Origin of the sequence: Nocardioides segetis (genome assembly GCF_051390595.1) — a bacterium.
Taxonomy (GTDB): Bacteria; Actinomycetota; Actinomycetes; order Propionibacteriales; family Nocardioidaceae; genus Nocardioides.
In genome coordinates this window covers 16,929-41,152 of the sequence record NZ_JBNINR010000024.1, presented here as the reverse complement: position 1 = coordinate 41,152, position 24,224 = coordinate 16,929, and the positions used below count along the sequence as shown (strand labels likewise).

The following is a 24,224-nucleotide window of genomic DNA, read 5'->3' as shown; positions in this document are numbered from 1 at the left end:
CGTTTTTGTTTTTTGGCCCAGCTCCCCCCCCTCCCTCCTCCCCCCCCCCCCCCCCCCCCCCCCTTCTTTTTTTCTTCCCCCCCCCCCCCCCCCCCCCACCACCGGACCGACCACCGGACCGACCACCGGATCGACTGGGAGACCTCCATGTCCGTTTCCTCCCTCGCGCTCGCCCAGACGCTCCTCAACGGAGCACTGCTCGGCTGCCTGTTCGGCAGCATCGCGCTGGGCCTCAGCGTCAAGTGGGGCCACCTCGGGGTGGCCGACTTCTTCCACCTCTCGCTCACCCTGCTCGGCGCCTACCTGACCTACAGCCTGGTGACCGAGCTGCTGTGGGACCCGTTCCTCACCCTCGCGGTGACCGTGCCGGCGTTCTTCGCGGTGGGGGTGGGCGTCCAGTGGCTCTTCCACCTCATCGACGCCCAGCCGTTCACGACACTGCTCATCACCTTCGCGCTGTTCATCGTCACCGAGAGCGTCGTGTCGATGATCTGGAGCCCGGACCTGCTGAACCTCCGCCCGCTCCTCTCCGACGGCTTCACCACGAGCATCCGGCTGCCCGAGCCGCTCCCGCAGCTGGCCGTGCAGCCCATCGACCTGGTCGCGCTCGTCTGTGCGGGCCTCATGGTCGGCCTGGCGGCGTACGCCCTGCGCAGCACGCGCTCCGGGCGGGCGGTGCAGGCGATGCGCCAGGACGCCGCGATCGCCGAGACCCTGGGCGTCCGGGTGCTCCCGCTGACGCTCGCCGTCTCGGGACTGGCCGCGGCGACGGCGGCCGTCGCGGGGATGGTCGTCAGCCTGCGGATGCCGCTGACCCCGACCCTGCCGCTGCAGTGGATCGGCATCGTCGTGGTCGCCACCATGCTCGGCGGGCTCGGCCGGCCGCTCGGCGCGCTCGTCGCGGCGGTCGTGCTGATGATGATCCAGAACGCCTGGTCGCTCTGGTTCCCGCCGCAGTGGGCGCCGGCCGTCACCTTCGGCGTGCTCTTCCTCTTCCTCGCCCTCCAGCCGCTCACCCGCATCGCGCGGGAGCGCATGACCTCCGGGAGGACCGCATGAACGACCTGCGCGATCTCGCCCTCTGGCGCCAGTTCGCCGCGGTCGCCGGCTGTGCCGTCGTCGCCGCCGTCGTCGTCCCCGCCGTCGGCTCGGACTTCGTCGTCGCCTTCGGGTTCCAGTTCGTCACCTGGATCGTCCTCGCCCTCAGCTGGGGACTGTTCTCGGGCAACACCGGCTACGCCAGCTTCGGTCACGGCGTGTTCTTCGGCATCGGGACCTACGCCGCGGCGGCGGTGTTCCGGCACACCGACGCGCCCTTCGTCGTCGTGCTCCTCGTGGCCGGCCTGGCCGCCGGAGCACTGGCCCTCGTGGTCGGCCTGGCGGTGTTCGCGTCGTCCCGGTTCTCCGGCGACCTGTTCGGCCTGATCACCCTCGCCATGGCCTTCATCGTCGTCACGGTCGTGTCCAATGTCGCCTTCCTCGACGGCGGCACCGGCGTCTTCGTCCGCGAGCACGCGATCGACTCGTGGGCCGGCTCGTCGACCGGCCACCTGTTCGTGATCGCCACCGGTCTCGCCGTCCTGACGGCCGGCGTCGCCATCGCCACCTCGAGCACCCGCTGGGGCGCGGCGCTGCGGTCGATCCGGGACGACGAGCAGGTCGCCGAGTCGCTCGGCGTACCGACCTACCGCTACAAGGTGCTCACCTTCGTCGTCAGCGCGATACTCGCGGGACTGGCCGGCGCGCCGCAGGCGATCTACCTCGGGTACGTCGAGGTGGGGGCGGTGTTCAGCCTCAACATCCCGCTGCTCGTCATCATGATGACCATCCTGGGCGGCATCACCCGCTGGTGGGGACCGCTCATCGGCGCGGCCTCGGTCGTGGTCCTTCGGGAGGCGCTGCTCGACCTCGGCTCACCCGAGCTGTCGCAGATCATCCTGGGCGTCGCGCTCGTCGTAGTCATCGCCCTGCTGCCCCACGGAGTGTCCGGGGCGCTCCCTCGGCGTCGTGCCTCGCGGCGGACGTCGGCACTGGAAGGAGCTGCGCGATGAGCCTGCTGCGCTGCCACGGCATCACCAAGCGCTTCGGCGGGGTCAAGGCCCTCAGCGAGGTCGACATCGAGGTGGCCGCCGGCGAGATCGTCGGACTGGTCGGTCCGAACGGGTCCGGCAAGACCACGCTCCTGAGCACGATCGCGGGCTCGCTGCCGGTGACGGCGGGGACCATCGAGTTCGACGGGAGCGACATCACCCGGGCGAGCGCGCACCACCGCGCGCACGCCGGCATCGCGCGGACCTTCCAGGTCCCTCGCCCCCTCGGCTCGTTCACGGTCGAGGAGAACGTCGCCACCGCGTCGATGTTCGGGCGCCACGCGACCGGCCGGACCGCCGCTCTCGAGCGAGCCCGCGACGTGCTGGACGCCGTCGGCCTGGCGGCGCACGCCACGCACGCGGTCGACTCCCTCACCCTGCACGAGCGGAAGTTCCTCGAGATCGCCCGGGCCGTGGCGCTCGACCCCTCCCTCATCCTGCTCGACGAGGTGCTCGGCGGGCTCAACCCGAGTGAGGCCGCGCTGGGCATGGAGCTGATCGCGAGCCTGCGCGAGCGCGGCATGGCGGTGATCTACATCGAGCACAACGTCCGCGCCGTCTCCACCCTCGCCGACCGGATGTACGTGCTCAACCAGGGACAGAACCTGGCGGACGGCACCCCTGCGGAGGTGCTCAACGACCCTCGAGTGATCGAGGCCTACCTGGGAGGACCGGTCGATGCTTGAGGTACAGGACCTGGTCGTCAACTACGGCGAGGCGGCCGCCCTGCGGGGCGTCAGCCTGCGGGTGGCGGCGGGCACGACGGCATCCCTCATCGGCTCGAACGGTGCCGGCAAGAGCACGCTGGTCAAGGCCCTGCTGGGCATGCAGCCCGTCGCGGCCGGCCGGATCCTCCTCGACGGCGAGGACATCACCCGGCGTTCGGCGGCGGACCGCCCGGCACTGGGGATGGCGATCGTGCCGGAGGGGCGGCGGCTGTTCAAGGAGATGACCGTGCGCGACAACCTCCGGCTCGGGCTGCACCACCCGGCCGCGCGCGGGCGCTCGGACAACGGCATCGACCTCGCGCTCGACCTGTTCCCGATCCTGCGCAAGCGCTCCCGCCAGCTGTGCGGGACGATGTCGGGCGGCGAGCAGCAGATGGTCGCCCTCGGGCGGGCCCTGGTCTCGCGACCCCGGCTGCTCGTCCTCGACGAGCCGTCGCTCGGCCTGGCGCCCATCGTCGTCGCGCAGGTCTTCGACGTCATCGAGACCATCGCGGCGCAGGACGTCACCGTGCTGCTGGCCGAGCAGAACATGCACCGGGCCCTCGGACTCTCCGACCACGGCTACGTCCTCGCCGACGGGCAGATCGTGCTCGAGGGGACAGGCGAGGAGCTGCTCCGCTCCGACCGGGTGCGCTCGGCGTACCTGGGGGAGCAGTGAGCGGTACGCCGGCCGCTCCGGGCCTCCTCGGCCGCGCGCCGTGGACGACGGCCGGCCCGCTCTCCGACGACCAGCGGGCGTTCGTCGAGCTGGTCCGGGACCGCTGGGCCGGGGCCGGGCTCGGCATCGACCCGGTCGACGCCGACGGGCGGCTGAGCGGGCCCTTCGACCTGATGGCGGCGAGTCCTCGGGTCGGGGAGGCGGTCCTCGCCCTCGCCGGGCGGTTCCGGGAGGGCGAGCTCAGTGCCGTCGAGCGCGAGCTGGTCATCCTCGTCATCGCCGCCCTCGACGACTGCGCCTACATGTGGGCGGGACACGAGCCGCTCGCCCGGCGGGCCGGCGCGCCCGCGGACCTGGTCGCCGCGATCCGCGACGGGAGCCCGTGCGCGTCGGGCGCGCACCTGGTGGTGCGCACCGTCGCCCACGACCTCTGCGCGCACGGCGACCTCGCGTCGCACGCGTTCGACGACGCCCTCACGCAGCTCGGCTGGCCGCGGCTGCAGGAGGTCGTGTGGCTCGTCGGCCTCTATCGCGCCCTCGCCACCGCGATGCGGGTCGCCCAGGTCGGACCCGACCCGGCGCTCTCGGAAGGATGATGCAGATGCCCACCGATCCCGTGCTGCGGGACTACCTCGTCCCCGCACTGGCCCGGCACGGCGACCGTCCCGCGGTGGTCGCGGGCGGTCGCACCTGGACCTATCGGGAGCTCGACGATCACGCCCGCCGGCTGGCGGGACGGCTCCGGACCTGGGGCGTCGGCCCCGGCTCGCCGGTGGCGCTGGCCCTGCCCAACGGCGTGGCGTACGTCGTCGCGGACCTCGCGCTGGCGCTGCTGGGCGCCGCGAAGGTCCCCATGAACATGATGCTGTCCGACGACGAGCAGGCCTACGTGCTGGCCGACTCCGGCGCGGTGCTGTGCATCGTCGACCACGCCCGGGCCGTCGCGCTCGGTGCGAGCCTCCCCGAGGGGTCCGCGCCGCGCCTGCTGGTCGTCGGCGGCGCGACGGACGGGTGGGCCGACGCCCTCGACCATCCGCCGCTCACCGACCCGCCCGGCGTACCCGGCTCGGGGCGCGCGCTGCTCATGTACACCGGCGGCACCACCGGGCGGCCCAAGGGCGTGGTCCACACGCAGCGCGGCATCGCGATGAACCTGCTGTCGCACCTGGTCGAGATGGAGCTGGCCGCCGACGACGTGCTGATGCTGACCTCGCCGCTGCCCCACAGCGCGGGCTTCCTGCTCCAGGCCGCCCTCGCCAAGGGCGCGACGGTGCTCCTGGAGGAGGGCTTCGACGTCGGTGCGGTCGTCGACCGGATCGAGCGGGACCGGGTCACCTACCTCTTCCTGGTCCCGACGATGATCTACCGGCTGCTCGACGAGGTGGTCGAGCGCGGGGACGTCGACACGTCCTCCCTGCGCACGATCCTGTACGGCGCCGCGCCGATCACCCGCGACCGGCTGGAGCAGGGCCTGCGCCTGTTCGGGCCGGTGTTCATGCAGCTCTACGCCCAGTCCGAGGCGCCGAACTTCCTGACCCGGTTGCGGCGCGACGACCACCGGCTGGACCCGGCGGGCGCGTCGCGCCTGACCAGCTGCGGCCAGGCGGTCGTCATGGCCGACGTCCGCGTCGTGGGGGAGGACGGCACGCCGTGCCCGCCCGGCGAGGTCGGCGAGGTGACCGCCCGCTCGCCGTACACGATGGAGGGCTACCTGGCCCGTCCCGACGAGACCGCCGCGGCCCTGCGCGACGGCTGGCTGCACACGGGCGACCTGGGCTACCTGACCGAGGACGGCTACCTCCACCTCGTGGACCGCAAGAAGGACATGATCATCACCGGCGGCCTCAACGTCTACTCCAGTGAGGTCGAGCAGGTGCTGGCGCGTGTGCCGGGGGTCCGTGAGGTCGCGGTGGCCGGCGTGCCGCACCCCGACTGGGGCGAGGCGGTCGTCGCCTTCGTGGTCCCCGAGAACCCGTCGGACGCCGAGGCGACCGAGGAGGCGCTCCGGTCCGCGGCCCGGCAGGGGCTGACGACGTACAAGCGACCGAAGGCCGTCGTGCTGGTGGACGGCCTGCCGACGACCGCCGTCGGGAAGATCGACAAGAAGCAGCTGCGAGGAGGATGGCAGGGATGGTGAGCAGGGACGAGGCACTGATCCTCGGCTGGGGCCACACGGCGTTCGGCAAGCACCAGGACGCGACGCTCGAGTCGCTGGTCGTCGAGGCGGGCCGGGCGGCCCTGGACGACGCGGGGATCGAGCCGGGCCAGGTCGACCTGGTCGTGCTCGGCCAGTTCAACTCCGGAATGCAGCCGCTCGGGTTCCCGTCGTCGCTGGCGCTGCAGATCGACGACGCCCTCTTCGGAGTGCCCGCGCTGCGCGTCGAGAACGCCTGCGCGTCGGGGTCCGCCGCCGTGCACACCGGGCTCGGCCAGCTGCTGTCCGGACGGGCCGAGCACGTGCTCGTCATCGGCGCGGAGAAGATGACCGGCCTTCCCCCCGAGACGGTCGGCGCGGCGCTGCTCGGTGCCGACTACGACGCCGCCGGCACCACCTCGACGACCGGCTTCGCGGGGCTCTTCGCCGACGTGACCCGGGCCTACGAGGAGCGGCACGGCCCGGTCAGCGACACCCTCGGCGCGATCGCCGCCAAGAGCCACCGCCTGGCCGCGGCCAACCCGTTCGCGCACCTCCGCAAGGACCTGGGCGTCGAGTTCTGCTCGACCACCTCGGAGCGGAACCCGATGGTCGCCGACCCGCTGCGGCGTACCGACTGCTCACCCGTCTCGGACGGCGCGGCGGCGCTGGTGCTCGGCCGGCGACCCACCTCCCGGCACCACGGCGCGGTCCGGGTGGCCGGCTGGGCGTTCGCTAACGACCACCTGCCGGTGGCCCGCCGCGACCCGCTCGCCTTCGCGGCCACCGAGCTCGCCTGGCGGCGGGCATTGGCGGACGCCGGGATGAGCCGGTCCGACCTCGACCTGGTCGAGCTGCACGACTGCTTCACGATCGCGGAGCTCCAGCTCTACGAGGTGCTCGGCCTGGCGCCGCGCGGCGAGGGGCACCGGGTCCTCGACGACGGCACGGTGCTCCCGGGCGGCGCGCTCCCGGTGAACCCGTCCGGGGGCCTGAAGTCCAAAGGCCATCCGGTCGGCGCGACCGGGGTGTCCCAGCACGTGTCGGTCGCCATGCAGCTGACCGGCACCTTCCCGGGCGTCCAGGTCGAGGACGCCCGGGTCGGCGCGGTGCACAACATGGGCGGACTGGCGGTCGCCAACCACGTGTCGGTGCTCGCCGCGCTGTAGCGGCCCGGGCGGGGCCGGCTCAGCCAGGCTCAGACCAGCTGGTCGAGGGCGATCTCGAAGGCGGTCGCCGCCACCGAGGTCGGGTACGCCGAGCGCGCGTGGCACCGCTCGAGCGCCTCGCGGATGGTCCGGGAGACGTCGCCGAAGACGGCCTCGTCGGAGACCTCGGGGATGCCCTCCATGAGTAGGGTGAAGGTCCGGGCCATCCCGCAGTTGGCGATGAAGTCGGGGATCACGGCGACGTGCTGGTCGGCGAACTCGTAGGTCGGCCCGTAGAAGATCTCCGGGTCGGCGAAGGGCACGTTGGCGCCGGCGGAGATCAGCTCGAGGCCGCCGGAGACCAGGCGCTTGACGTGCTCGGCGGTGACCAGGCGCGAGGCGGCGCAGGGCAGGAAGATCTCCGCGCCGCTGTCCCAGACGGTCTCGTCGAGCGCCTCGAAGGGGATCAGGTCGTCGGCGCGCAGGGCGTTGCCCTCCTTGGCGAGGAAGAGCGCACGGACCTCCTCGGCGGTGTAGCCGTCGGGGTTCGCCAGGCCGCCGGCGCGGTCGACGATCCCGACGACCCGGGCGCCGGCCTGGGCGAGGTAGTACGCCGCGGCGGAGCCGACGTTGCCCCAGCCCTGGACGATCACCCGCTTGCCCGCGAGCCGCTGGCCGCGGTCGGCGCCGTAGGTCGCGTAGTAGTGGACGACCGACTCCGCGACGCCCCAGCCGGTGACAAGGTCGGCGACGGTGTACTTCCGGTCCCGGTCGGGCGTGTAGCGCGGGTCCTCGACCACCTTGGAGACGCCGAGGCGCAGCATGCCCACGCGCTGCACCAGCTCGCGCTCGTCGGCGGCGAAGTGGCCGTTGACGATCCCCTCCTGCGGGTGCCACAGGCCGTAGCGCTCGGTGAGCGGGATGACGTCGTGCAGCTCGTCGACGTTGAGGTCGCCGCCGGTGCCGTAGTAGGTCTTCAGCAGCGGGGAGACGGCCTTGAACCACCGCGCCAGGACGCCCTCGCGACGTGGGTCCGAGGGGTCGAAGTCGATGCCCGACTTCGCGCCGCCGATGGCGGGCCCGGACACGGTGAACTTGACCTCCATGGTCTTGGCGAGCGCCTCGACCTCGCTGCGGTCCAGGCCCGCGCGCATCCGGGTGCCCCCGCCGGCGGCGCCGCCGCGCAGCGAGTTGATGACCGCCCAGCCCTTCGCCTCGGTCTCGGCGTCGTGCCACTCGAAGACGATCTCGGGGGCCTTGGACTCGAAGCGGCCGAGCAGCTCCAGCATGCCGGCGCCGGTCGTCGTCCCCGCGGTCGTCGTCATCAGAAGTTCCCCCGTCGTTCCTGCTCGCGCTCGATGGCCTCGAACAGCGCCTTGAAGTTGCCCTTGCCGAAGCCCAGCGAGCCGTGCCGCTCGATGAACTCGAAGAAGACGGTCGGCCGGTCGCCGAGCGGCTTGGTGAAGATCTGCAGCAGGTAGCCGTCCTCGTCGCGGTCGACCAGGATGCCGCGCCTCTGCAGCTCCTCGACGGGCACCCGGACCTCGCCGATCCGGGCCCGCAGCTCGGGGTCCTCGTAGTAGGAGTCGGGCGTGGCCAGGAACTCGATGCCCTCGGCGCGCAGGCGGTCGACGGTGTCGAGGATGTCGTTGGTCGCCAGCGCCAGGTGCTGGGCGCCGGGGCCGTCGTAGAACTCGAGGTACTCGTCGATCTGCGACTTCTTCTTCGCCACGGCCGGCTCGTTGAGCGGGAACTTCACCCGGTGGTTGCCGTTGGCGACGACCTTGGACATGAGCGCGGAGTAGTCGGTGGCGATGTCGTCGCCGATGAACTCGGCCATGTTCGTGAAGCCCATGACCTTGCGGTAGAACTCCACCCACTCGTCCATCCGGCCGAGCTCGACGTTGCCGACGATGTGGTCGAGCGCCTGGAAGAGACGCCTCGGGGCGCCCTCGCGGCGGACGAAGGGGGAGGTCCGGGCGACATAGCCGGGCAGGTACGGCCCGTCGTACCGGCTGCGGTCGACGAGCGTGTGCCGGGTGTCGCCGTACGTCGCGATCGCGGCGATCCGGACGGTGCCGTGCTCGTCGCTGAGGTCGTGCGGCTCCTCGACGATCGTCGCACCGACCGAGCGGGCGTGCGCGATGCACTTGTCGACGTCGGGCACCTCGAGGGCGATGTCGACGATGCCGTCGCCGTGCCGGCGGTGGTGGTCGAGCAGGGTGCTGCGCGGGTCCACGCCGCCCTTGATCACGAACCGGACCGCGCCGCTCTTGAGCACGAACGCCACGTGGTCGCGGTTGCCGGTCTCCGGACCGGAGTAGGCGACCAGCTCCATGCCGAAGGCGGAGACGAAGAAGTGCGCGGACTGGGTGGCGTTGCCGACCACCCACACGGCGGCGTCCCAGCCCGTCACCGGGAAGGGGTCCTCGCGGTCGTCGTACTCGACGAGGCCGACGAGCTGCTTGAGCGTGTCGAGGTCGAGCTCGGCGAGCCGCTCCTCGCTGGTCAGGGTCTCCTGGAGGGACATGCGAGGAGCACAGCAGAGGTCGATCGACCCCACAACCTGTGTAGCAGGAGGTAGGCAGAGTGGTGCCTTCTGCTGCCGATGAGTGCGCCGAGATGTGCAGATTGTCTAGATTGGATCCATGCTCGCCCTGGACCGCATCGACATCGCGCTGCTCACCGCGCTCACCGAGCACCCCCGGGCCGGCGACCTCGAGCTGTCCCGCCGCACGCAGGTCGCCCGGGCCACGGTGCAGAGCCGGCTGCGCCGGATGACCGAGGCCGGCGTCATCGCCGACTGGGACCCCACCCTCGACGTCGCCGCCGCCGGGTTCGAGGTGCAGGCCTATGTCACCCTCGAGATCTCCCAAGGCGCCCTCGACGAGGTCTCCCGCGATCTCGAGGCGATCCCGCAGGTCCTCGAGGCCTACGTGACGACCGGCTCCTACGACGTCCTGTGCCGCGTGGCCACCCGCTCGCACCCGGAGCTGCAGGCGACGCTGGTGCGCATCGACCAGTCGTCGTCGGTCGTCCGCTCGACCAGCGTCATGGTGCTGTCGGTGCTCATCGCGCCGCGGGTGCTGCCGCTGCTGGCCAGTGCCGAGCCGTCGCCGAGTCGCCGCGCGCCGGCGTACCGGGACTGACGCCGCCGGCGCAGCACGCCCTGAGCTGTAACTACCTGTTCTTGCTGCCACCTGACCCGTAGACCGGTGAGGTAGGGGCGTGGACAGGTAGTTACAGCGCCCGGCAGCGCTCGATCTGACCCGATATCCGACACGCTCGGCCCATAAAAACTGGAAGCCGCCGCAGGCGTCTCGGGTCACCTGCGGCGGCGAGAGCAGCATGGCAGATGCCGCCGCGCTTTGTCACCAGGTTCGCGGAAAAACTTCGCGGCGAAGATCCCGGCCGGGGTGGGCACTGCCGGACGCGAGCCGCGTCCGCGACACGCTCGGCCCCATCAGGAGCCGAACAGCAGGGCGGACCGGTAGTCGCTGTTCATGGTGTTGACCAGCGAGGTCAGCCGCTTCTCGGACACGCCCGCCCGCGCGGTGCCGATGGTCACCGCGACGATGTTGCCGTAGACGCCGGAACTCCATCGGCCCTGCGCGAAGGACGGGAGGGTGCTGTCGGCCGGCAGGTCGAAGTCCTGGTCCTTCATCGCCGCCTGGGCGGCCTTGGCGTGGCGCTCGGTGTCGAACACCAAGAACAGATGGGTCAGCCGCACCTGACCGCGCACGGCCTTGAAGACCCACTGCGCGGCGTACTGGCAGCGCTGCCGGGTCAGCACGTTGCGCTCCTCGACCGGGGCACAGCTCGCGTGGTCGACCGAGCGGACCAGGGTCGCGTGGTGCTCGACGTCCCCGAGCCGGAAGTCCCAGTCGCCGGGGAAGTCGGCGGTGCGGACGTCGTTGTGGATGTCGTCGTCGGTGTCGTCCGAGGGTGTGTACGGCGTCGACGGGCCCGAGCTCGGGGCGTCGGTGGGGGTGGTCGAGCCGTCGGGGGATCCCGTGGTGGACGGCGTCCCGGTGGCGGTGGAGCCGGAGGGGGAGCCGGAGGGGGAGCCGGAGGCGGCGGTGCTCCGGTCGTCGGCCGTGCGGTCCCCGTCGTCGTCGCCCCCACCCGCGATCAGGAAGGCCCCGACGCCGATGGCGGCGAGCAGGACGACCGCCAGCAGCACCGTCCCGACCACGAGGCCGACCCGTCGCCGGCGCGGCGGCGGCCCGAACGGCGGGTACCCGGGCGGACCCCAGTCGGGCGGACCCCAGCCGGGCGGACCCCAGCCGGGCGGCGGTCCCGGCGGCGGTCCCGAGGGTGGTGGCCCCGCGGGTGGCGGGGGCGGGAGGCTCATGGCCGCCTCCTACCCGCGTGACGGCCCCTCAACCGGTGCGGATCGCGAGACCGTCGACCCGCACGGGCCGCCCGGACGAGGCGACGACGACGCGCACCTTGCCGGTCCGGACGGCGAACGCGGGGAGCAGGCGCAGCTGCTGGTGGGCCGCGGCTCCCTGGAGCGAGATCCGGCCGATCCGTGTGCGCCCGACGAACACGTCGACCTTGCCGCACCGACGACAGGCGCTGACCACGACGCCGACCTGGCTGAGCGTCGTCCGGCGCAGGGTGAGGGTCGCGCCGCGGCGCTTCGACAGCACGGCCGTGCCGCCGGCGTACGACGGCGAGCGGGTCCGCTTCCAGCCGGCCGAGCGGGTCAGCGCGCCGTCGTCGACGGTCGTGAGCGCGGCCGGACCCACCGGCGTCGTCGGCGGCGGTGTGGGCGGCTGGGGCGAGGGGGGCGAGGGGGGCGTCGGCGGCGTCACCGCCCCGGGAAGCCCGCTGCTGGCACCGGCATGCAGGCGGTCCGCGCCGCCGTCCGCGGACAGCCAGCCGGCGAGGAGCCGCCCGTCGGAGGTGAGGTGGAGCGACTGCACGACGGTCGCCGGCCCGGACAGGTCCAGCGCGCCGCTGAAGGGGATGCTCGACCAGCCGTTCCCCGCGGGAGCGAGCACCCGGCCCCGATCCGTGGTCGCGTGCGCGTAGCCGACGACCGGAACCCCCGCCGGCGTGAGGACGGCACGACCGCCGGTGCCGACGACGTCGGCGCCGTCCTCGCTCATCGCCGCGACCGGTCCCCAGGGTCCGCCGGGGGGACGCAGGGCGGTGTGGAGGTCCCGGCTGCCGTCGATCGCGGAGGGCGGGACGCCGACGACCACGACGGCCCGACCGCCGACCATGGCGATCGAGCGGACCGCGGCGTTGACGGGGGCGGGCGTGATCAGCCCGGTCGCGCCCGCGACGTCGCCGCCCGCGTGCGCCCACGTCTCGGTGCCGGTCGGGACCTGACGGTGCCAGGCGAGGGCGACGCCGCCGGCCGGGTCGGCGTCGATGGCGGCGAGGCCGAAGGAGCGCGCCTCGAGCTCGGAGCCGCTGGCCAGCTGTGTGGTGGTCGCGCCGCGCAGGAAGACGCCCGCCTCCTCCGCGGGCTCGTCGGCCGCCTCACGGTGCACCCAGGCGATCCACTCCTGCCCCGATCCGTCGAAGGCGACCGCCGGCTGGTCCGACGGCCCCTCGCGGTCGGGGCAGTCGTCGGGGTCCGGTTCGACGCAGCCGACGGGGGTCGCCGGGGTCTCCACCGAGACCTCCTCCGGCGTCGTCCAGGTGGAGCCCGACCCGTGGGTCCGGAAGACCTCCGGGTCCGCGCTGTTCTCACCGGGATCCTCCTGCGCCTCCCGGGCCTCGAAGGCGATCGTGGCGTCGCCGTCGGGGGCGACCGCGACGGCCTTGGTGCCGCTGAGGCTGATCGAGCCCACGGCACCGGTGTCCTCGACGGCGACGGTGTGCGGCACGGCCCACGCTCCGGACACCGACCGGGTGACGGCCCGGTAGGTCCACGACGACGTGCCGGGGTCGTACTGCGTCCAGGCGACGACCGCGGCGCCGGTGGCGTCGACGTCCCAGCTGAAGTTCGGGTACGTCGTGAAGTACTGCTGGTAGTCGCTCACCTGCTCCGGCGGCCCCCACAGCCCGTCGGAGGTCCTGGTGCGCGACCAGACCTGGGCCGGCCCGTCGCCGGCGGCACCGGGGTCGTCGGCAACCGACCACAGCGCCAGCAGGGACCCGTCGGCCAGCGGCCACACCCCGCCCGCCGCGAGGTCCACCCCGGCCGGGGAGACGGCGACGGGCGTGGTCCACTGGACGCCGCTCCACGGATCGGTGTCGGCGGCGCGGACCGGGGACGTCGCCACCGTCGCCGCGATGAGCGCCGGCCCCGCGGTCGCGGCGACCCAGCTCCTCACCGCAGCACCTGGACGAAGACGTCGTAGTCGCCGCTCGCGCCCGGGGTCACGGCCGCGGAGGATCCGAACACGAGCACCGAGCCGTCCGCGGAGAGCTGGTCCTCGCCGCTCGCGCCGGCCCCGGCGCGGGTGAGGAGGGTGCTGGTGCCGGTGGCCCGCTCCCAGAGCACGATGTCGGCCTGGGCGCCGTTCGTGTCGCCCGGCAGCACGTTCTTGGTGCCCATGGAGACGTAGCGGCCGTCGTCGGAGAGCGTGCCGCCCGGGTTGCCCGCCGCGCCGTACGGGCCGGTGAGGACGAAGCTCCCGGCGACCGTGCGCAGGTAGGTGTCGCGCGCGCCGTTGAGGTCGGCGGGCGACAGGGCGACGTCGGTGGTGAAGGCCAGCTCGTCGCCGGTGCCGCCCACGGAGGGGCTGTCCGCGTCGATGTCGGGCGTGAGGTTGGTGCGGCCGGAGATCGGCCCGCTCGCGGCGATGTCCCAGGCGAAGATCGCCGATCCGGTGACGTCGCCGGGATCGAGGTCGGTGTCGCTGCTCTGGAACGCGACCCGGCTGCCGTCCGCGCTGAGGTCGAGGCCGTAGATGTTGGCGTCCGACCACCCGCCGAAGGTGCGGTCGAGGGGGCGGCTGATGTCGCCGCGGGTGCGCACGTAGGCGTGCCGGACGCTGTTGTTCGGGGGCGGCGAGCTCGCGACGAGGTCCGTCGCGAGGGAGGTGAACGCGACGACCCGGCCGTCGTCGCTGAGGTCGGCGAGGTAGGAGTCGTCGTCGGCCGCCGCCGTGCCCCCGGACGTCGTCGAGATGAGCTCGATCTGGCCGCTCGCCCGGTCGAGGACGAAGACGTCGGAGTCGTAACCCGGCTCGCCGGCGAGGTTGGAGGCGATGGAGTCGAACGCCAGGTACCGCCCGTCGCCGGAGAGCACCGGCGCGTTGACGTGGTGGTTCGCCTGCGGCACGGCCAGGCTCAGGGCGCCGCTCACCCGGTCGTAGAGATAGACGTCCTGGTGGGCATCGGCGTCGGCGGGCAGCAGGGGCGAGTCGGAGGTGAAGGCGACCCACCGGCCGTCGGCCGAGACCGACGGCTCGAAGGAGCCGTCGCCGGGCGACGTGCCCGGGCTGGCAAGCTCGGGCGAGCCGGCGGTGCGCACCGACTGCGCAGCCGAGGTCACCGGAGCAGCGCCTCGATGGCCTGTCCCGACGACCCGGTACGACGTGGTGCCGGCCGGCCCGCCGGCGTACGCGATCCGCGCGGTGCCGGCGCCGTCCGCGGAGGCGGAGGCCACGGTGGCCCAGGTGGCCCCGTCGAGGCGCTGGAGGAGAACGGTCCGGCCCGCGCGCACCGGGGTCACCGTCGCGGTGACCTGGCGCGCCAGGCCGCTGACGAACGGCGGCGCCCCCACACCCATCTGCGCCGCCTGGGCCGCGAGCCGGACCTTGACCTGCCGGGAGGTGAACCCGCCGGCACGCACCCGGTAGGTGCCGGCCTTCCTCACCCGCGCGCTGACCCGGTACCTGCCCTGCTTCACCACGCCGCGCGCGACCGCGACCCAGCGCTTGCCCTTCCTCCGCTCCAGCGTCGCGCGACCGGAGACGCCCTTGGCCCGTCCGCTGAACCGGGTCCGCTCCCCGGCCATCGGCTGGGCGGGGGTGACCGTCAGCGCCTTGCCGCGGGCCGGCGCCGTGGGACCGGCCTGCGACGGGAGCGCCCCGAGCGGGGTCAGGGCCAGGGCGGGCACGACGAGCAGCCCGGAGAGCAGGCCGACGAGCAGACTGACGGGCAGGCCGAGGAGCGGGCGACGCGGGGCACGAGAGGTCACGTCGTGATGGTGGAGCCCGGCGGGGGAGGGTGCCGAGCGGTTCGCGCCGGTGTGAGACCAGGCTGAGACTGCCCGCTCAGCCCTCGACCGCGTCGCGCACGGCTCGGCGCACGGCGTCACGGTCGACGGCGCCGACCGGGCCCAGCGCGAGGACGGCGTACGGCGGCCCCGGCTCGGTCACCGGCCACGGCAGGGCGACGCAGCCGGCGCCCTCGATGGTCCAGGAGCGCTCCTCGGCCGGCGCTCCCGCCCGCACCGCCCGGACCAGCTCCCGGACGGCCGCGGCGTCGCGCGGCGCCGCGGGGGAGGAGGTCGGCCACGGTGTGACGTCGAGCCGCCGATCGAGCTCGGGGTCGGGGACCTGGGCGAGCAGGGCGATGCCGCCCGCGGTCGACCACAGGTGCTCGTAGGGCGCCTCCGGGTCGAGGAAGTCCGCCGTCCCGGCCACGGCCACCGGCCGGGCGCCGTCACCGGCGAGCCGGAGCACGACCGCGGTCAGGCCGGTGCTCTCGTGCAGTCGCTCCGCGATCCGAGTGGCCCGGCGCCGTACGGACGCGGGGTCGGTGGCGACCATGGACAGCGCGCGCTCGCCGAGCACGTAGCGCGCGCCCGTGCGCAGCACCCAGCCCTCGGCGTGCAGCTGGCCGAGCATCCGCGAGACGCCGGCCTTGTCGACGCCGAGGCGGCGGGCGATCTCGGAGACGCCGAGCGCCTCGCCGCCCAGCAGCTCGAGGGCACGCAGGCCGCGCAGGAGGCTGGTGGTCACGCCCCCACTCTAGGCGACACCGTTGACCACTCGTCAACGCTGCTCCTACCCTTCCTCCATGGGGATCGTGCAGCTGCGGCCCGGCCGGCCGGACGCGCCCACCCTGGCGGCGTACGCCGAGGGGCTGGATGCGCGCCGCTACGTCTGCCCCGCGGAGCTGGAGCGGCCGCTCGATCGCCTGCTCGACCCCGCCGGGACGCTGCGGGTGCTCGCGGTCACCGGCCGCGGCGGCGTGGGGAAGAGCGCCGTGCTGCGCGAGGTCGCCCGCCGGGCGGAGCGGTGCGGTCGGCGGGTGGTCGCGCTCGATGCGCGGGTCGACGACGTGGTGGCCGTGCTGGACGGGCTCGACGCGCGCGGCGGCCCCGCCCCGGTCCTGCTGATCGACGAGGCCGATGCCCTCGGCCCCGCGCTCGGCGCCGTCGGCCCGGCCGTCGCGCGGCTGCCGGAGGACGCCCGGCTGGTCGTCGCGGCACGCGCCCTCCCCCCGCGCTGGCTGCCCGACCCGCTCGCCGCGCTGGCCCTGCGGATCCGGATGTCCGGTCTGGGCGCGGCCGAGGCCGACGCCCTCCTGGTCAGGCACGACGTCGACGATCCGGCCGTGCGTGCCGCGCTGACCGCGCGAGCGGCCGGGCTGCCGCTGGCGCTGGTCCTCGGTGCCCGTGCCCGGGCCCTGGCGGGCGGGGGCGACGACGTGGCCCTGGCCCGGTCGTGCGGCGACGAGCTCGCCGCCCACCTCGCCGATGCGGCCCTCGACCGGCTGGACCCCGACCTGCTGGCGGTCGTCGTGCTCGCCGCCGGTGTCGACGGGCCGCTGCTCGCGGACCTGTTCCCCGGTCGTGCGGCCGAGCTGGCCGAGGCGCTGCGGGAGACCAGCGTCGTGGAGCCGGCCGGTGACCGCCTCGTGCTCCACCCGGCCCTGGCCCGGCAGCTGGCCGATCGGCTGCGGCTCGAGGAGCCTCGGCGCGCGAGCGCGGCGGTGCTGCGGGTCGCGGCCCACGAGCACGCCCGCGCGGTGGCGGGCGAGGCCGGCGCGCTGCCGCGGCTGGCGGCGCTGGTCGAGGACCCCGGGCTGCGCGCGGGGCTGGGGCCGACGACGCTCAGCCGCCACTACGCCGACCGCTGGCGGGCGAGCGACGCGCTCGCCGTACGCCCGGCGCTGCGGGCCCGGCATCCCCGGCTGTGGGACGTGGTGGCGCCGTGGCTGGGCGACCGCACCCGGGTGGTGCGGTGCGCCGACGGCCGCCCGGTCGCACTCGTGGCCGCCCTGCCGATGGACGCCGCGAGCGCGATCCGCGGCCCCGAGGCGCGGCTGGTGGCGCCGGTCGTCGAGCACGCCCGCCGCGCGGGCGCGACCGACCGGGCGGTGGTCACGGCCCTCCAGCTGACCTTCGACGACGTGGTCGAGCCCGAGGTCGCCTGGGTGCGCAACGCCGCGGGCCTGTCCCAATGCGGTGTCGGCAATCCGCGCAGCGACCACGTCAACCTGGTGGGGGACCCGCCGGGCGAGCGGGCGGTCCTCGAGACCTACGGCTACGCCGAGGTCGCGGCCCTGCGGCGCGCGGTCGACGGCGTCCCGGTCACCACCTGGGTCGCCGACGTCGGACCGGGCGGGCTCGCGGGGCTGCTGCACGCGGCGGTCGTCGCGGAGCAGGGCGGGCCCGCGGACCGCCGTACCGATCTCGTCGCGGCGGTGGAGGGCTACGGTGCCGCGAGCGAGCGGGAGCGGGCGTGGGTGCGAGCGCGGGTGGACGACGCGCTCGCGGGGGAGCCGGCCCTGCTCGACCTCGTCGTCCGCCGCTACCTCACGGCCGGGGCCACGCACGACGCGGTAATGCGGTCGAGCTTCCTCAGCCGCGCGACGTACTTCCGCCGGCTGCGCCGTGCCCGGGAGCTGCTGGCCGCGCGCCCGTGACATTCGATCGATCCAATCGCGGAGGGCGGCGTTCACCCCGCTGAGTCGAGGTACGCGCCGATGTGCGTCATCGCAAAACGGGTGTCATGGTGACTGTCACGCGGACGACGGTGTCCCCGGATCACACGATTCGAACCCCGGGAAAACCCGGGTGGGCTGTGGGGTAGCGTGCCCACACTGCTGACTTGGACCGAAAGGCTGGCGAAGCACATGGTTGATGTGGAGCGGACGCTCGACGAGGCGGGTCTCACCAACCCCCACGTTCGTGAGTACGTCGCACACTGGGCCAACATCACGGGGGCAGAGCGCATCGAGGTCGTGTCCGCGGCCGACGACGCGCGGCTGGTCCAGGAGTCCCTGGACGCCGGCGAGCTCCTCCCCGCCGGCGAGGGCCTCTACTACTCGCGCTCCTACTTCAAGGACACCGCGCGCGCCGAGGAGCGCACCATCGTCGCGACCTCCGACGAGGCCGACAAGGGCGTCTACAACAACTGGAAGCCCGCCGCCGAGATGAAGCCGAAGCTCGTCGAGCTGATGACCGGCGCCTCGGCGGGCAAGACGATGTACGTCATCCCCTACCTCATGTCGCCCAAGGGCTCGCCGGTGGAGAAGTTCGCCGCCGGTGTCGAGCTCACCGACAACCGCAACGTCGTCCTCCAGATGATCCGCATGGCGCGCGTCGGCGTCGAGTACATCAACGACCTCGGCGACTCCTTCGTCAAGGCCGTCCACGTGACCGGCGACCTGGAGAACCTCGGCCAGGGCACGCCCGACGACAAGCGCTACTTCGTGACCGTCGCCGACGAGCGCACGATCCTGCACTTCGGCTCGTCCTACGGCGGCAACGCCCTGCTCGGCAAGATCGCCCACGGCCTGCGCCAGGGCTCTTACGACGGCTGGAAGAACGGCTTCCTCGTGGAGCAGTTCATGCTGCTCGGCATCACCGACAAGCAGACCGGCAAGAAGTACAACATCTGCGGTGGCTTCCCGTCGGCCTCGGGCAAGACGAACCTCGCGATGACGCTGGCGCCCGACGCCCTCGGTGACCGCTACTACGTCGAGTTCTACGGCGACGACATCGCGTGGATCTGGGTCGGCGACGACGGCAAGCTCTACGGCATGAACCCGGAGAACGGCGTCTTCGGTGTCGCCAAGGACACCAACGAGAAGACCAACCCGACGGCGATCGACTCGATCGTGCCGGGCACCGGGGCCATCTTCACCAATGTCGCCTACAACCCGAAGACCCAGGAGGTCTGGTGGGAGGGCAAGAGCGAGAAGCCGACCGACCTCGACGGCTGGGAGGACTGGAAGGGCGAGGTCATCGCCGACCGGGCCCCCGAGCACGCCGACGACCCGTGGGCGCACCCCAACAGCCGCTTCACGACGACGCTGGCGAACGTCCCCAACGTGGCCAAGGACTTCGAGGACCCGAAGGGCGTCGAGATCCACGGCATCATCTTCGGTGGCCGCACCCGCGACCGTGAGCCGCTGATCCGCGCGATCGACGACATCGCCGAGGGCGTCTACGACGGCCTGACGCTCGGTGCCGAGGCGACCGCCGCGGCCGACGGCCTCGAGGGCGTGCTGCGCTACGACCCGATGTCCATGCGTCCGTTCATGTCCTACTCCGAGGCCGACTACGCCGCGCACTGGCTCGAGGTCATCGGCCGCGCGACCCAGAAGCCGGTCTTCGCCCACGTCAACTGGTTCCAGCGCGGCGAGGACGGCCGCTTCCTGTGGCCCGGCTACCGCGAGAACCTGCGTCCGCTCGTGTGGCTGATGCAGTACCTCAACGGTGAGGTCACCGGCGTCCGTACGCCGGTCGGCGTCATCCCGGCGCGCGAGGAGCTCAACCTCGAGGGCTGCGACGAGCAGACCCTCGCCGACCTCGACCGCGTCCTCACGATCGACGTCGAGCGCTGGCAGCAGGAGATGGGCCACCGCGAGAAGCACCTCGCGCAGTTCGACGGTCTCCCGGAGGAGATCTGGGAGGCGCACCGCCGGGTCGCCAAGGCCCTCGAGGGCTGACCCCGTCGTCATCCGCAGTGCCCCGGCTCCTCGGAGCCGGGGCACTGTGCTTTCGGGCCCCTTCCCGGCTGTTCCCGGCCCGGTGCCGTTCTCGTCCGGGCCGTCGCGCCGGGCGCCTCCGGCCATGCGCGGGCGCGACCCGTGTCGCCAGAAAATAGAACAGGTTCTATTGTTCTCGCGGAACGCCGCACCCGGCGCCACGAGCCAGGAGGAACCATGACCGAGCAGTCCGCTCCCCGCGCCCAGCGCTTCACCGGCCGCCGGGTCGTCGTCACGGGCGCCGCCGGCGGCCTCGGCCAGGTCGTCGCCGAGCTGTTCCGGGCCGAGGGTGCCACCGTGGTCGCCACCGACGTGGTCGCGGCCGACGGCGTGGTCGCCTGCGACCTGGCCGACGACGCAGCCCGCGACGCCTTCGTGGTGGGCGCGCTCGCGGAGCTGGGCGGTCTCGACGTGCTGTGCAATGTCGCCGGCATCCAGAAGTTCGCCGAGATCGGCGCCATCACCGCGGACCTGCTCCGCAAGCACTTCGACGTCAACGCCCTCGCGCCGCTGATGCTCGCCCAGGCGTTCGCCGACGCCCTCGTCGAGAGCAAGGGCAATGTCGTCTCGGTCGCCTCGATCTCTGCCGTGATGGGACAGCCCTACAACGCGCCGTACTGCTCCTCGAAGGCCGCGCTGCTCCTCGGCATGCGCGCGCTGGCCGTCGAGTTCGGCACGCGGGGCGTGCGGGTCAACTGCGTGTCGCCGGGTGGCATCGCCACCCCGATGGTCGAGGCCGCGGCCGCCGGTCTGCCCGCCGAGACCAACTGGGACCTGGTCGCCCGCAGCACCTCGGTCATCCCCGGCTTCATGCCGCCGGCCGACGTCGCCGAGGCGCTGCTCTACCTCGCCTCCGACGCCGCCGCGTCGGTCACCGGCGCCAACCTCGTGGTCGACCGGGGCGTCGTCTGGTGAGCGCCCCGCGCGCCGTCGTCACCGGTGCCGGGCGGGGCTCGATCGGCAGCGCGGTCGCCGACGCGCTCGCCGCCGCCGGCTGGGACGTGGTCGTCACGACCCGCGGCGCAGCGGTCGACGGTCATGCCTGGCACCCGCTCGACCTCGCGGACCGGACCTCGGTCGCTGCCTTCGCCGGCTGGTACGCCGACCGCGCGGACCGCCTCGACCTGCTGGTCAACAGCGCCGGGATCCACCTCGACCTCGGCTCGCGCTGGACCGCGCCCCAGCTGACCGACGGGCACGAGACCCACTGGCGGGTCAACTACCTCGGGACGGTGGACCTCACCACCGCGCTGCTCCCCGCCCTCCTGACGGCGCCGACTCCGTGCGTGCTCCACGTGGTCTCCCAGCTGCACGAGCGGGGGAGCACCGACCAGCTGCTCGGCCGGCCGGTGCCCTACGACTCCTGGGCGTCGTACGGGACCTCGAAGCTCGGGCTCGTCCACCACGCGGCCCTTCTGGCCGAGCAGTACGGCGACCGCGGCCTGCGTGCCCTGGCCGTCCACCCCGGCGCGGTGTCGACGAACATCGCCGACCGCGGCCTGGAGACCCGCCCGCTTCTGCGCCGGCTGCGCAACCTGGCCCGTCCGCTGGAGCGGCGGATGCTGATGTCGCCCGCCGAGTCGGCGGCACATCTGGTCCGCTTGGCCGCCGACCCCGCCGCCGCCTCCGGCTACTACCGCAAGGGTCGCCCCGCCGACCCGGCACCGCCGGCCCGGGACGAGGCCGCGCGCGCCCTGCTCGACGCCCGCACCCGGGAGTGGCTCAGCGCCGGTTGAGCCCGCGGGCCAGCAGCTCGGCCAGGTGCAGCGGCCGGGCGTCGGGGGCGAGCTCGTCGAGCTGGGTGCGGCACGAGAAGCCGTCGGCGAGCACGACCCGGTCGGCGTCGTCGGCGGAGGCGCGGACGGCGGGGAGCAGGTGCTGCTCCGCGACGGCGACGGACACCTCGTAGTGCCCCTGCTCGACGCCGAAGTTGCCGGCCATCCCGCAGCAGCCCGGCAGCGCCTCGACCTTCGCGCCCGCCCTCTCGAGCAGCGTGCGGTCCGTGGTCCAGCCCATCACGGCATGGTGGTGGCAGTGCGGCTGCGCGACGATCCGGGTGTCGGTCAGGTCGGGTGGCGTCCAGCCGGGCGTCCGCGACAGCAGCTCGGCCAGGGTGGTCGTCGCATCGGCGACGGCGGCGGCGTCCGCTCCGGGCACGAGCTCGCGCAGCTCGTGGCGCAGCACGGCCGTGCACGACGGCTCCAGACCCACGATCGGCGTCCCGGCGCGGGCATCGGCGGCGAGGGCGTCGACCATGCCGCGCAGTCGCCGGGCGGCGCCGTCGAGCTGACCGGTGCTGATCCAGGGCAGGCCGCAGCACTCCTGCTGCCGGGTGATCCGGGGGTCGTACCCGGCGTCGCGCAGCACCTCGACGGCCGCGTCCGCGACCTGGGGCGCGAAGTGGTTGGTGAAGGAGTCGACGAAGAGCACCACGGGCGTGCCGGTCCCGGTCGCGCCGCCGAAGGCGCGCCGGAAGGTACGCCGAGCGAACGCCGGCATCCGGCGCCGCGTGTCGACGCCGGCCGCCTTGAGCGCGACCTTGCGCAGCGGCGTCACGCCCATCGAGCTGTTGGCGAAGCGCGGCATCGCCGAGCCGAGCTTGGCCCAGCGCGGCAGCCAGCCGACCGAGTAGTGCGCGCGCGGACGGAGCCGGCGCTTGTAGGTCTGGTGCAGCACCTCGGCCTTGTACGACGCCATGTCGGTGCCGGTCGGGCAGTCCGACGCACAGCCCTTGCACGAGAGGCAGAGGTCGAGAGCCTCGTGCACCTCGGGCGAGCTCCACGTGGTCGGGCTGGACCCGTTGACGATCTCCTGCAGCAGCCGCGCCCGGCCGCGGGTGGAGTGGATCTCCTCCCGCGTGGCCTGGTACGACGGGCACATCACGCCGCCCGAGCCGCTGTTGTCGGCGCGGCACTTGCCCACGCCGGTGCAGCGGTGCACGGCCTGCCCGAAGTCGCCGCCGTCCGCGGAGTAGGCGAGCGCGAGTCCCTGGGTGAGGCGCGCGGTCGAGGTGTAGCGCAGGTCCGCCGAGCTCGAGGCGGGCTCGACCAGGATGCCCGGGTTGAGCATCCGGGTCGGGTCGAAGACGTCCTTGACCGCCGCCATCAGCCCGAGCGCGGCCGGGGAGTACATCCGCGGCAGGAGGTCGCTGCGCGCCCGCCCGTCGCCGTGCTCGCCGGACAGCGATCCGCCGAGCGAGGTCACCAGGTCGGCGGCGTCCTGGAGGAAGGCGCGGAACCGGTCCGCGCCGTCGGGGCGGTCGAAGGGGAAGTCCATCCGCACGTGCAGGCAGCCCTCGCCGAAATGGCCGAACGGCATGGCCGTCAGCTCGTGCTGGGCGAGCAGCTGCTCGAACGACGTGAGATAGGTGCCGAGCCGCTCGGGCGGGACGGCGGCGTCCTCCCAGCCGGCCCAGGCGGGCCGACCGGACGGGGCCCGGCCCGCCAGCCCGGCGCCGTCGGCCCGGATCTTCCAGAGCCGGTCGGCCGTGCGCGGATCGTCGACGACCAGCGCCGAGACACCGAGGCCGGCCGCGGCGAGCAGCTCCGCGCGGCGTCGTACGTCGTCGGGATCGTCGCCCGCGAGCTCGACGAACATCCAGGCGTCGCCCGGTGGCAGCGCGGGCACGGCGTCCGGGCCGCGGCGCTCGCGGATCACCTCGACGATGCGCCGGTCCAGGCCCTCGCAGGCGGACGGCTCGAAGGCGAGCACCTCGGGCGTCGCGAAGCCCGCGGTCGGGAAGTCGGGGAAGCCGAGCACCACCATGAGGGCGGCCCGCGGCGCGCGCACCAGCCGCACCGTCGCCTCGGTGAGCACGGCCAGCGTGCCCTCGGAGCCCACCAGCGCCCGGGTCAGGTCGAAGCCGCGCTCGGGCGCGAGGTGATCGAGCGCGAGTCCCGAGACGTGCCGGCCGAAGGTGCCGAACTCGGTGCGGACCGTGCCGAGGTCGCCCGCGACCAGCCCGCGCAGCCGGTCCAGCACGTCGGTGCCCTCCACCGTCGCGACCGGCCGCCCGTCGGCGTCGTAGCCGGTGGTGAGCGGGCTGCCGTCGGCCAGCAGTCCGCGGAACCCGCGCACGTTGTGCGATGTCCGCCCGTAGGCGAGCGAGCGCGCCCCGCACGCGTCGTTGCCGATCATCCCGCCGATGGTGCAGCGGGTGCTCGTGGAGGGGTCCGGCCCGAACCGCAGCCCGTGCGGCGCCGCCGCCTGTTGGAGCACCGCCTGCACGACGCCGGGCTGGACCACGGCGGTCCCGGCGTCCGGGTCGAGCGAGACGACGCGGTTCAGGTGCCGGCTGAAGTCCACGACGACGCCCGGGCCGATCGCGTTGCCCGCCACCGACGTGCCGGCGCCGCGGGCGGTGACGCTCAGCCCCTCGGCGCGCGCCGCGGCCAGGACCGCGGCGACCTCGTCGGTCGAGCGCGGGAACGCGACGGCCACGGGCGGGACGCGGTAGAGCGAGGCGTCGGAGGAGTAGGCGCCGAGGACCGCGGCGTCGTCGCTGACGTCGCCCGCTCCGTGGCGCTGGAGCTGCTGAGCGATGCCGGACACGGTCGAAATCTATCGGGCGCGGTGGTCGGCGCTCCGGGTGCCTCCGTCCGGCCACCG

General features: G+C 73.7%; 19 protein-coding genes. 12 read left to right on the top strand and 7 right to left on the bottom strand.

The genetic code is table 11. From position 1 onward, the window contains the following. Nucleotides 1-147 precede the first annotated feature (147 nt). The 7 genes from ACPZVR_RS24505 to ACPZVR_RS24475 are packed head-to-tail and all read left to right on the top strand — an operon-like array spanning nt 148 to nt 6,779. Nucleotides 148-1,059: a branched-chain amino acid ABC transporter permease gene (locus ACPZVR_RS24505; RefSeq protein ID WP_436702307.1), complete on the top strand. Its 912-nt coding sequence runs from the start codon at nt 148-150 to the stop codon at nt 1,057-1,059. Then, nucleotides 1,056-2,051 (top strand): branched-chain amino acid ABC transporter permease, encoded by a 996-nt coding sequence (locus ACPZVR_RS24500; protein ID WP_436702306.1) that lies wholly within the window; start codon nt 1,056-1,058, stop codon nt 2,049-2,051. The genes ACPZVR_RS24505 and ACPZVR_RS24500 overlap by 4 nt, the downstream gene beginning before the upstream one ends. After that, nucleotides 2,048-2,776, top strand: coding sequence for an ABC transporter ATP-binding protein (locus ACPZVR_RS24495; protein ID WP_436702305.1), 729 nt, complete (start codon nt 2,048-2,050; stop codon nt 2,774-2,776). The genes ACPZVR_RS24500 and ACPZVR_RS24495 overlap by 4 nt, the downstream gene beginning before the upstream one ends. Beyond that, on the top strand, nt 2,769-3,476 hold the full coding sequence (locus tag ACPZVR_RS24490) for an ABC transporter ATP-binding protein (protein ID WP_436702304.1): 708 nt from the start codon (nt 2,769-2,771) through the stop codon (nt 3,474-3,476). The genes ACPZVR_RS24495 and ACPZVR_RS24490 overlap by 8 nt, the downstream gene beginning before the upstream one ends. After that, nucleotides 3,473-4,072, top strand: a complete 600-nt coding sequence (locus tag ACPZVR_RS24485) for a carboxymuconolactone decarboxylase family protein (RefSeq protein ID WP_436702303.1) — start codon at nt 3,473-3,475, stop codon at nt 4,070-4,072. The genes ACPZVR_RS24490 and ACPZVR_RS24485 overlap by 4 nt, the downstream gene beginning before the upstream one ends. 5 nt (nt 4,073-4,077) lie before the next feature. Beyond that, a complete protein-coding gene (locus tag ACPZVR_RS24480) occupies nt 4,078-5,613 on the top strand; it encodes a class I adenylate-forming enzyme family protein (protein ID WP_436702302.1) in 1,536 nt (511 codons plus the stop codon). After that, a complete protein-coding gene (locus ACPZVR_RS24475) occupies nt 5,607-6,779 on the top strand; it encodes a thiolase domain-containing protein (RefSeq protein WP_436702301.1) in 1,173 nt (390 codons plus the stop codon). Before ACPZVR_RS24480 ends, ACPZVR_RS24475 begins: the two co-directional genes overlap by 7 nt. Nucleotides 6,780-6,808: 29 nt before the next feature. Here the strand turns inward: ACPZVR_RS24475 and ACPZVR_RS24470 are convergent, their stop codons facing one another. Together ACPZVR_RS24470 and hppD are read right to left on the bottom strand one after the other, a co-directional pair. Next, nucleotides 6,809-8,083, bottom strand: coding sequence for a Glu/Leu/Phe/Val dehydrogenase dimerization domain-containing protein (locus ACPZVR_RS24470; protein ID WP_436702300.1), 1,275 nt, complete (start codon nt 8,081-8,083; stop codon nt 6,809-6,811). After that, nucleotides 8,083-9,288 carry a 4-hydroxyphenylpyruvate dioxygenase gene (hppD, locus tag ACPZVR_RS24465; protein ID WP_436702299.1) on the bottom strand — a complete coding sequence of 402 codons (1,206 nt, stop codon included), beginning with the start codon at nt 9,286-9,288 and terminating at the stop codon, nt 8,083-8,085. The genes ACPZVR_RS24470 and hppD overlap by 1 nt, the downstream gene beginning before the upstream one ends. Nucleotides 9,289-9,406: 118 nt before the next feature. On the opposite strand from hppD, the gene ACPZVR_RS24460 reads away from it, so the two are divergent. Next, nucleotides 9,407-9,907: an Lrp/AsnC family transcriptional regulator gene (locus tag ACPZVR_RS24460; protein WP_436702298.1), complete on the top strand. Its 501-nt coding sequence runs from the start codon at nt 9,407-9,409 to the stop codon at nt 9,905-9,907. A 314-nt stretch (nt 9,908-10,221) separates the two neighbouring features. Here ACPZVR_RS24460 and ACPZVR_RS24455 read toward each other — a convergent pair whose 3' ends face one another. The 4 genes from ACPZVR_RS24455 to ACPZVR_RS24440 all read right to left on the bottom strand — a co-directional run bounded on the left by ACPZVR_RS24455 (nt 10,222) and on the right by ACPZVR_RS24440 (nt 15,634). Next, nucleotides 10,222-11,112: a hypothetical protein gene (locus ACPZVR_RS24455; RefSeq protein ID WP_436702297.1), complete on the bottom strand. Its 891-nt coding sequence runs from the start codon at nt 11,110-11,112 to the stop codon at nt 10,222-10,224. 28 nt (nt 11,113-11,140) lie between these two features. Further along, complete coding sequence (locus tag ACPZVR_RS24450; protein ID WP_436702296.1) at nt 11,141-13,054, bottom strand: hypothetical protein; 1,914 nt, start codon at nt 13,052-13,054, stop codon at nt 11,141-11,143. Further along, nucleotides 13,051-14,868: a TolB family protein gene (locus ACPZVR_RS24445; RefSeq protein WP_436702295.1), complete on the bottom strand. Its 1,818-nt coding sequence runs from the start codon at nt 14,866-14,868 to the stop codon at nt 13,051-13,053. The genes ACPZVR_RS24450 and ACPZVR_RS24445 overlap by 4 nt, the downstream gene beginning before the upstream one ends. Nucleotides 14,869-14,944: 76 nt before the next feature. Further along, complete coding sequence (locus ACPZVR_RS24440) at nt 14,945-15,634, bottom strand: helix-turn-helix domain-containing protein (RefSeq protein WP_436702294.1); 690 nt, start codon at nt 15,632-15,634, stop codon at nt 14,945-14,947. Between the two features lie 58 nt (nt 15,635-15,692). On the opposite strand from ACPZVR_RS24440, the gene ACPZVR_RS24435 reads away from it, so the two are divergent. The 4 genes from ACPZVR_RS24435 (at nt 15,693) to ACPZVR_RS24420 (ending at nt 21,352) form a co-directional block, all read left to right on the top strand. Then, the gene (locus ACPZVR_RS24435; protein ID WP_436702293.1) at nt 15,693-17,546 is read left to right on the top strand and encodes an amino acid adenylation domain-containing protein; all 1,854 of its coding nucleotides are present in this window, start codon (nt 15,693-15,695) and stop codon (nt 17,544-17,546) included. Nucleotides 17,547-17,756: 210 nt separating this feature from the next. Next, nucleotides 17,757-19,577 (top strand): phosphoenolpyruvate carboxykinase (GTP), encoded by a 1,821-nt coding sequence (locus tag ACPZVR_RS24430; protein WP_436702292.1) that lies wholly within the window; start codon nt 17,757-17,759, stop codon nt 19,575-19,577. Nucleotides 19,578-19,793: 216 nt separating this feature from the next. Further along, nucleotides 19,794-20,531 carry an SDR family NAD(P)-dependent oxidoreductase gene (locus ACPZVR_RS24425; protein WP_436702291.1) on the top strand — a complete coding sequence of 246 codons (738 nt, stop codon included), beginning with the start codon at nt 19,794-19,796 and terminating at the stop codon, nt 20,529-20,531. Continuing rightward, nucleotides 20,528-21,352: an SDR family NAD(P)-dependent oxidoreductase gene (locus ACPZVR_RS24420; RefSeq protein ID WP_436702290.1), complete on the top strand. Its 825-nt coding sequence runs from the start codon at nt 20,528-20,530 to the stop codon at nt 21,350-21,352. The genes ACPZVR_RS24425 and ACPZVR_RS24420 overlap by 4 nt, the downstream gene beginning before the upstream one ends. On the opposite strand, the gene ACPZVR_RS24415 is transcribed toward ACPZVR_RS24420, so the two are convergent. Next, nucleotides 21,339-24,167: an FAD-binding and (Fe-S)-binding domain-containing protein gene (locus ACPZVR_RS24415; RefSeq protein WP_436702289.1), complete on the bottom strand. Its 2,829-nt coding sequence runs from the start codon at nt 24,165-24,167 to the stop codon at nt 21,339-21,341. The genes ACPZVR_RS24420 and ACPZVR_RS24415 overlap by 14 nt on opposite strands. Nucleotides 24,168-24,224: the final 57 nt, after the last annotated feature.

Coding starts and splice junctions, on each gene's coding strand:
- ACPZVR_RS24500 (WP_436702306.1), top strand. CDS start 1,056: ATGAACGACCTGCGCGATCTCGCCCTCTGGCGCCAGTTCGCCGCGGTC.
- ACPZVR_RS24505 (WP_436702307.1), top strand. CDS start 148: ATGTCCGTTTCCTCCCTCGCGCTCGCCCAGACGCTCCTCAACGGAGCA.
- hppD (WP_436702299.1), bottom strand. CDS start 9,288: ATGTCCCTCCAGGAGACCCTGACCAGCGAGGAGCGGCTCGCCGAGCTC.
- ACPZVR_RS24490 (WP_436702304.1), top strand. CDS start 2,769: ATGCTTGAGGTACAGGACCTGGTCGTCAACTACGGCGAGGCGGCCGCC.
- ACPZVR_RS24425 (WP_436702291.1), top strand. CDS start 19,794: ATGACCGAGCAGTCCGCTCCCCGCGCCCAGCGCTTCACCGGCCGCCGG.
- ACPZVR_RS24460 (WP_436702298.1), top strand. CDS start 9,407: ATGCTCGCCCTGGACCGCATCGACATCGCGCTGCTCACCGCGCTCACC.
- ACPZVR_RS24470 (WP_436702300.1), bottom strand. CDS start 8,083: ATGACGACGACCGCGGGGACGACGACCGGCGCCGGCATGCTGGAGCTG.
- ACPZVR_RS24475 (WP_436702301.1), top strand. CDS start 5,607: ATGGTGAGCAGGGACGAGGCACTGATCCTCGGCTGGGGCCACACGGCG.
- ACPZVR_RS24455 (WP_436702297.1), bottom strand. CDS start 11,112: ATGAGCCTCCCGCCCCCGCCACCCGCGGGGCCACCACCCTCGGGACCG.
- ACPZVR_RS24480 (WP_436702302.1), top strand. CDS start 4,078: ATGCCCACCGATCCCGTGCTGCGGGACTACCTCGTCCCCGCACTGGCC.
- ACPZVR_RS24495 (WP_436702305.1), top strand. CDS start 2,048: ATGAGCCTGCTGCGCTGCCACGGCATCACCAAGCGCTTCGGCGGGGTC.
- ACPZVR_RS24430 (WP_436702292.1), top strand. CDS start 17,757: ATGGTTGATGTGGAGCGGACGCTCGACGAGGCGGGTCTCACCAACCCC.
- ACPZVR_RS24435 (WP_436702293.1), top strand. CDS start 15,693: ATGGGGATCGTGCAGCTGCGGCCCGGCCGGCCGGACGCGCCCACCCTG.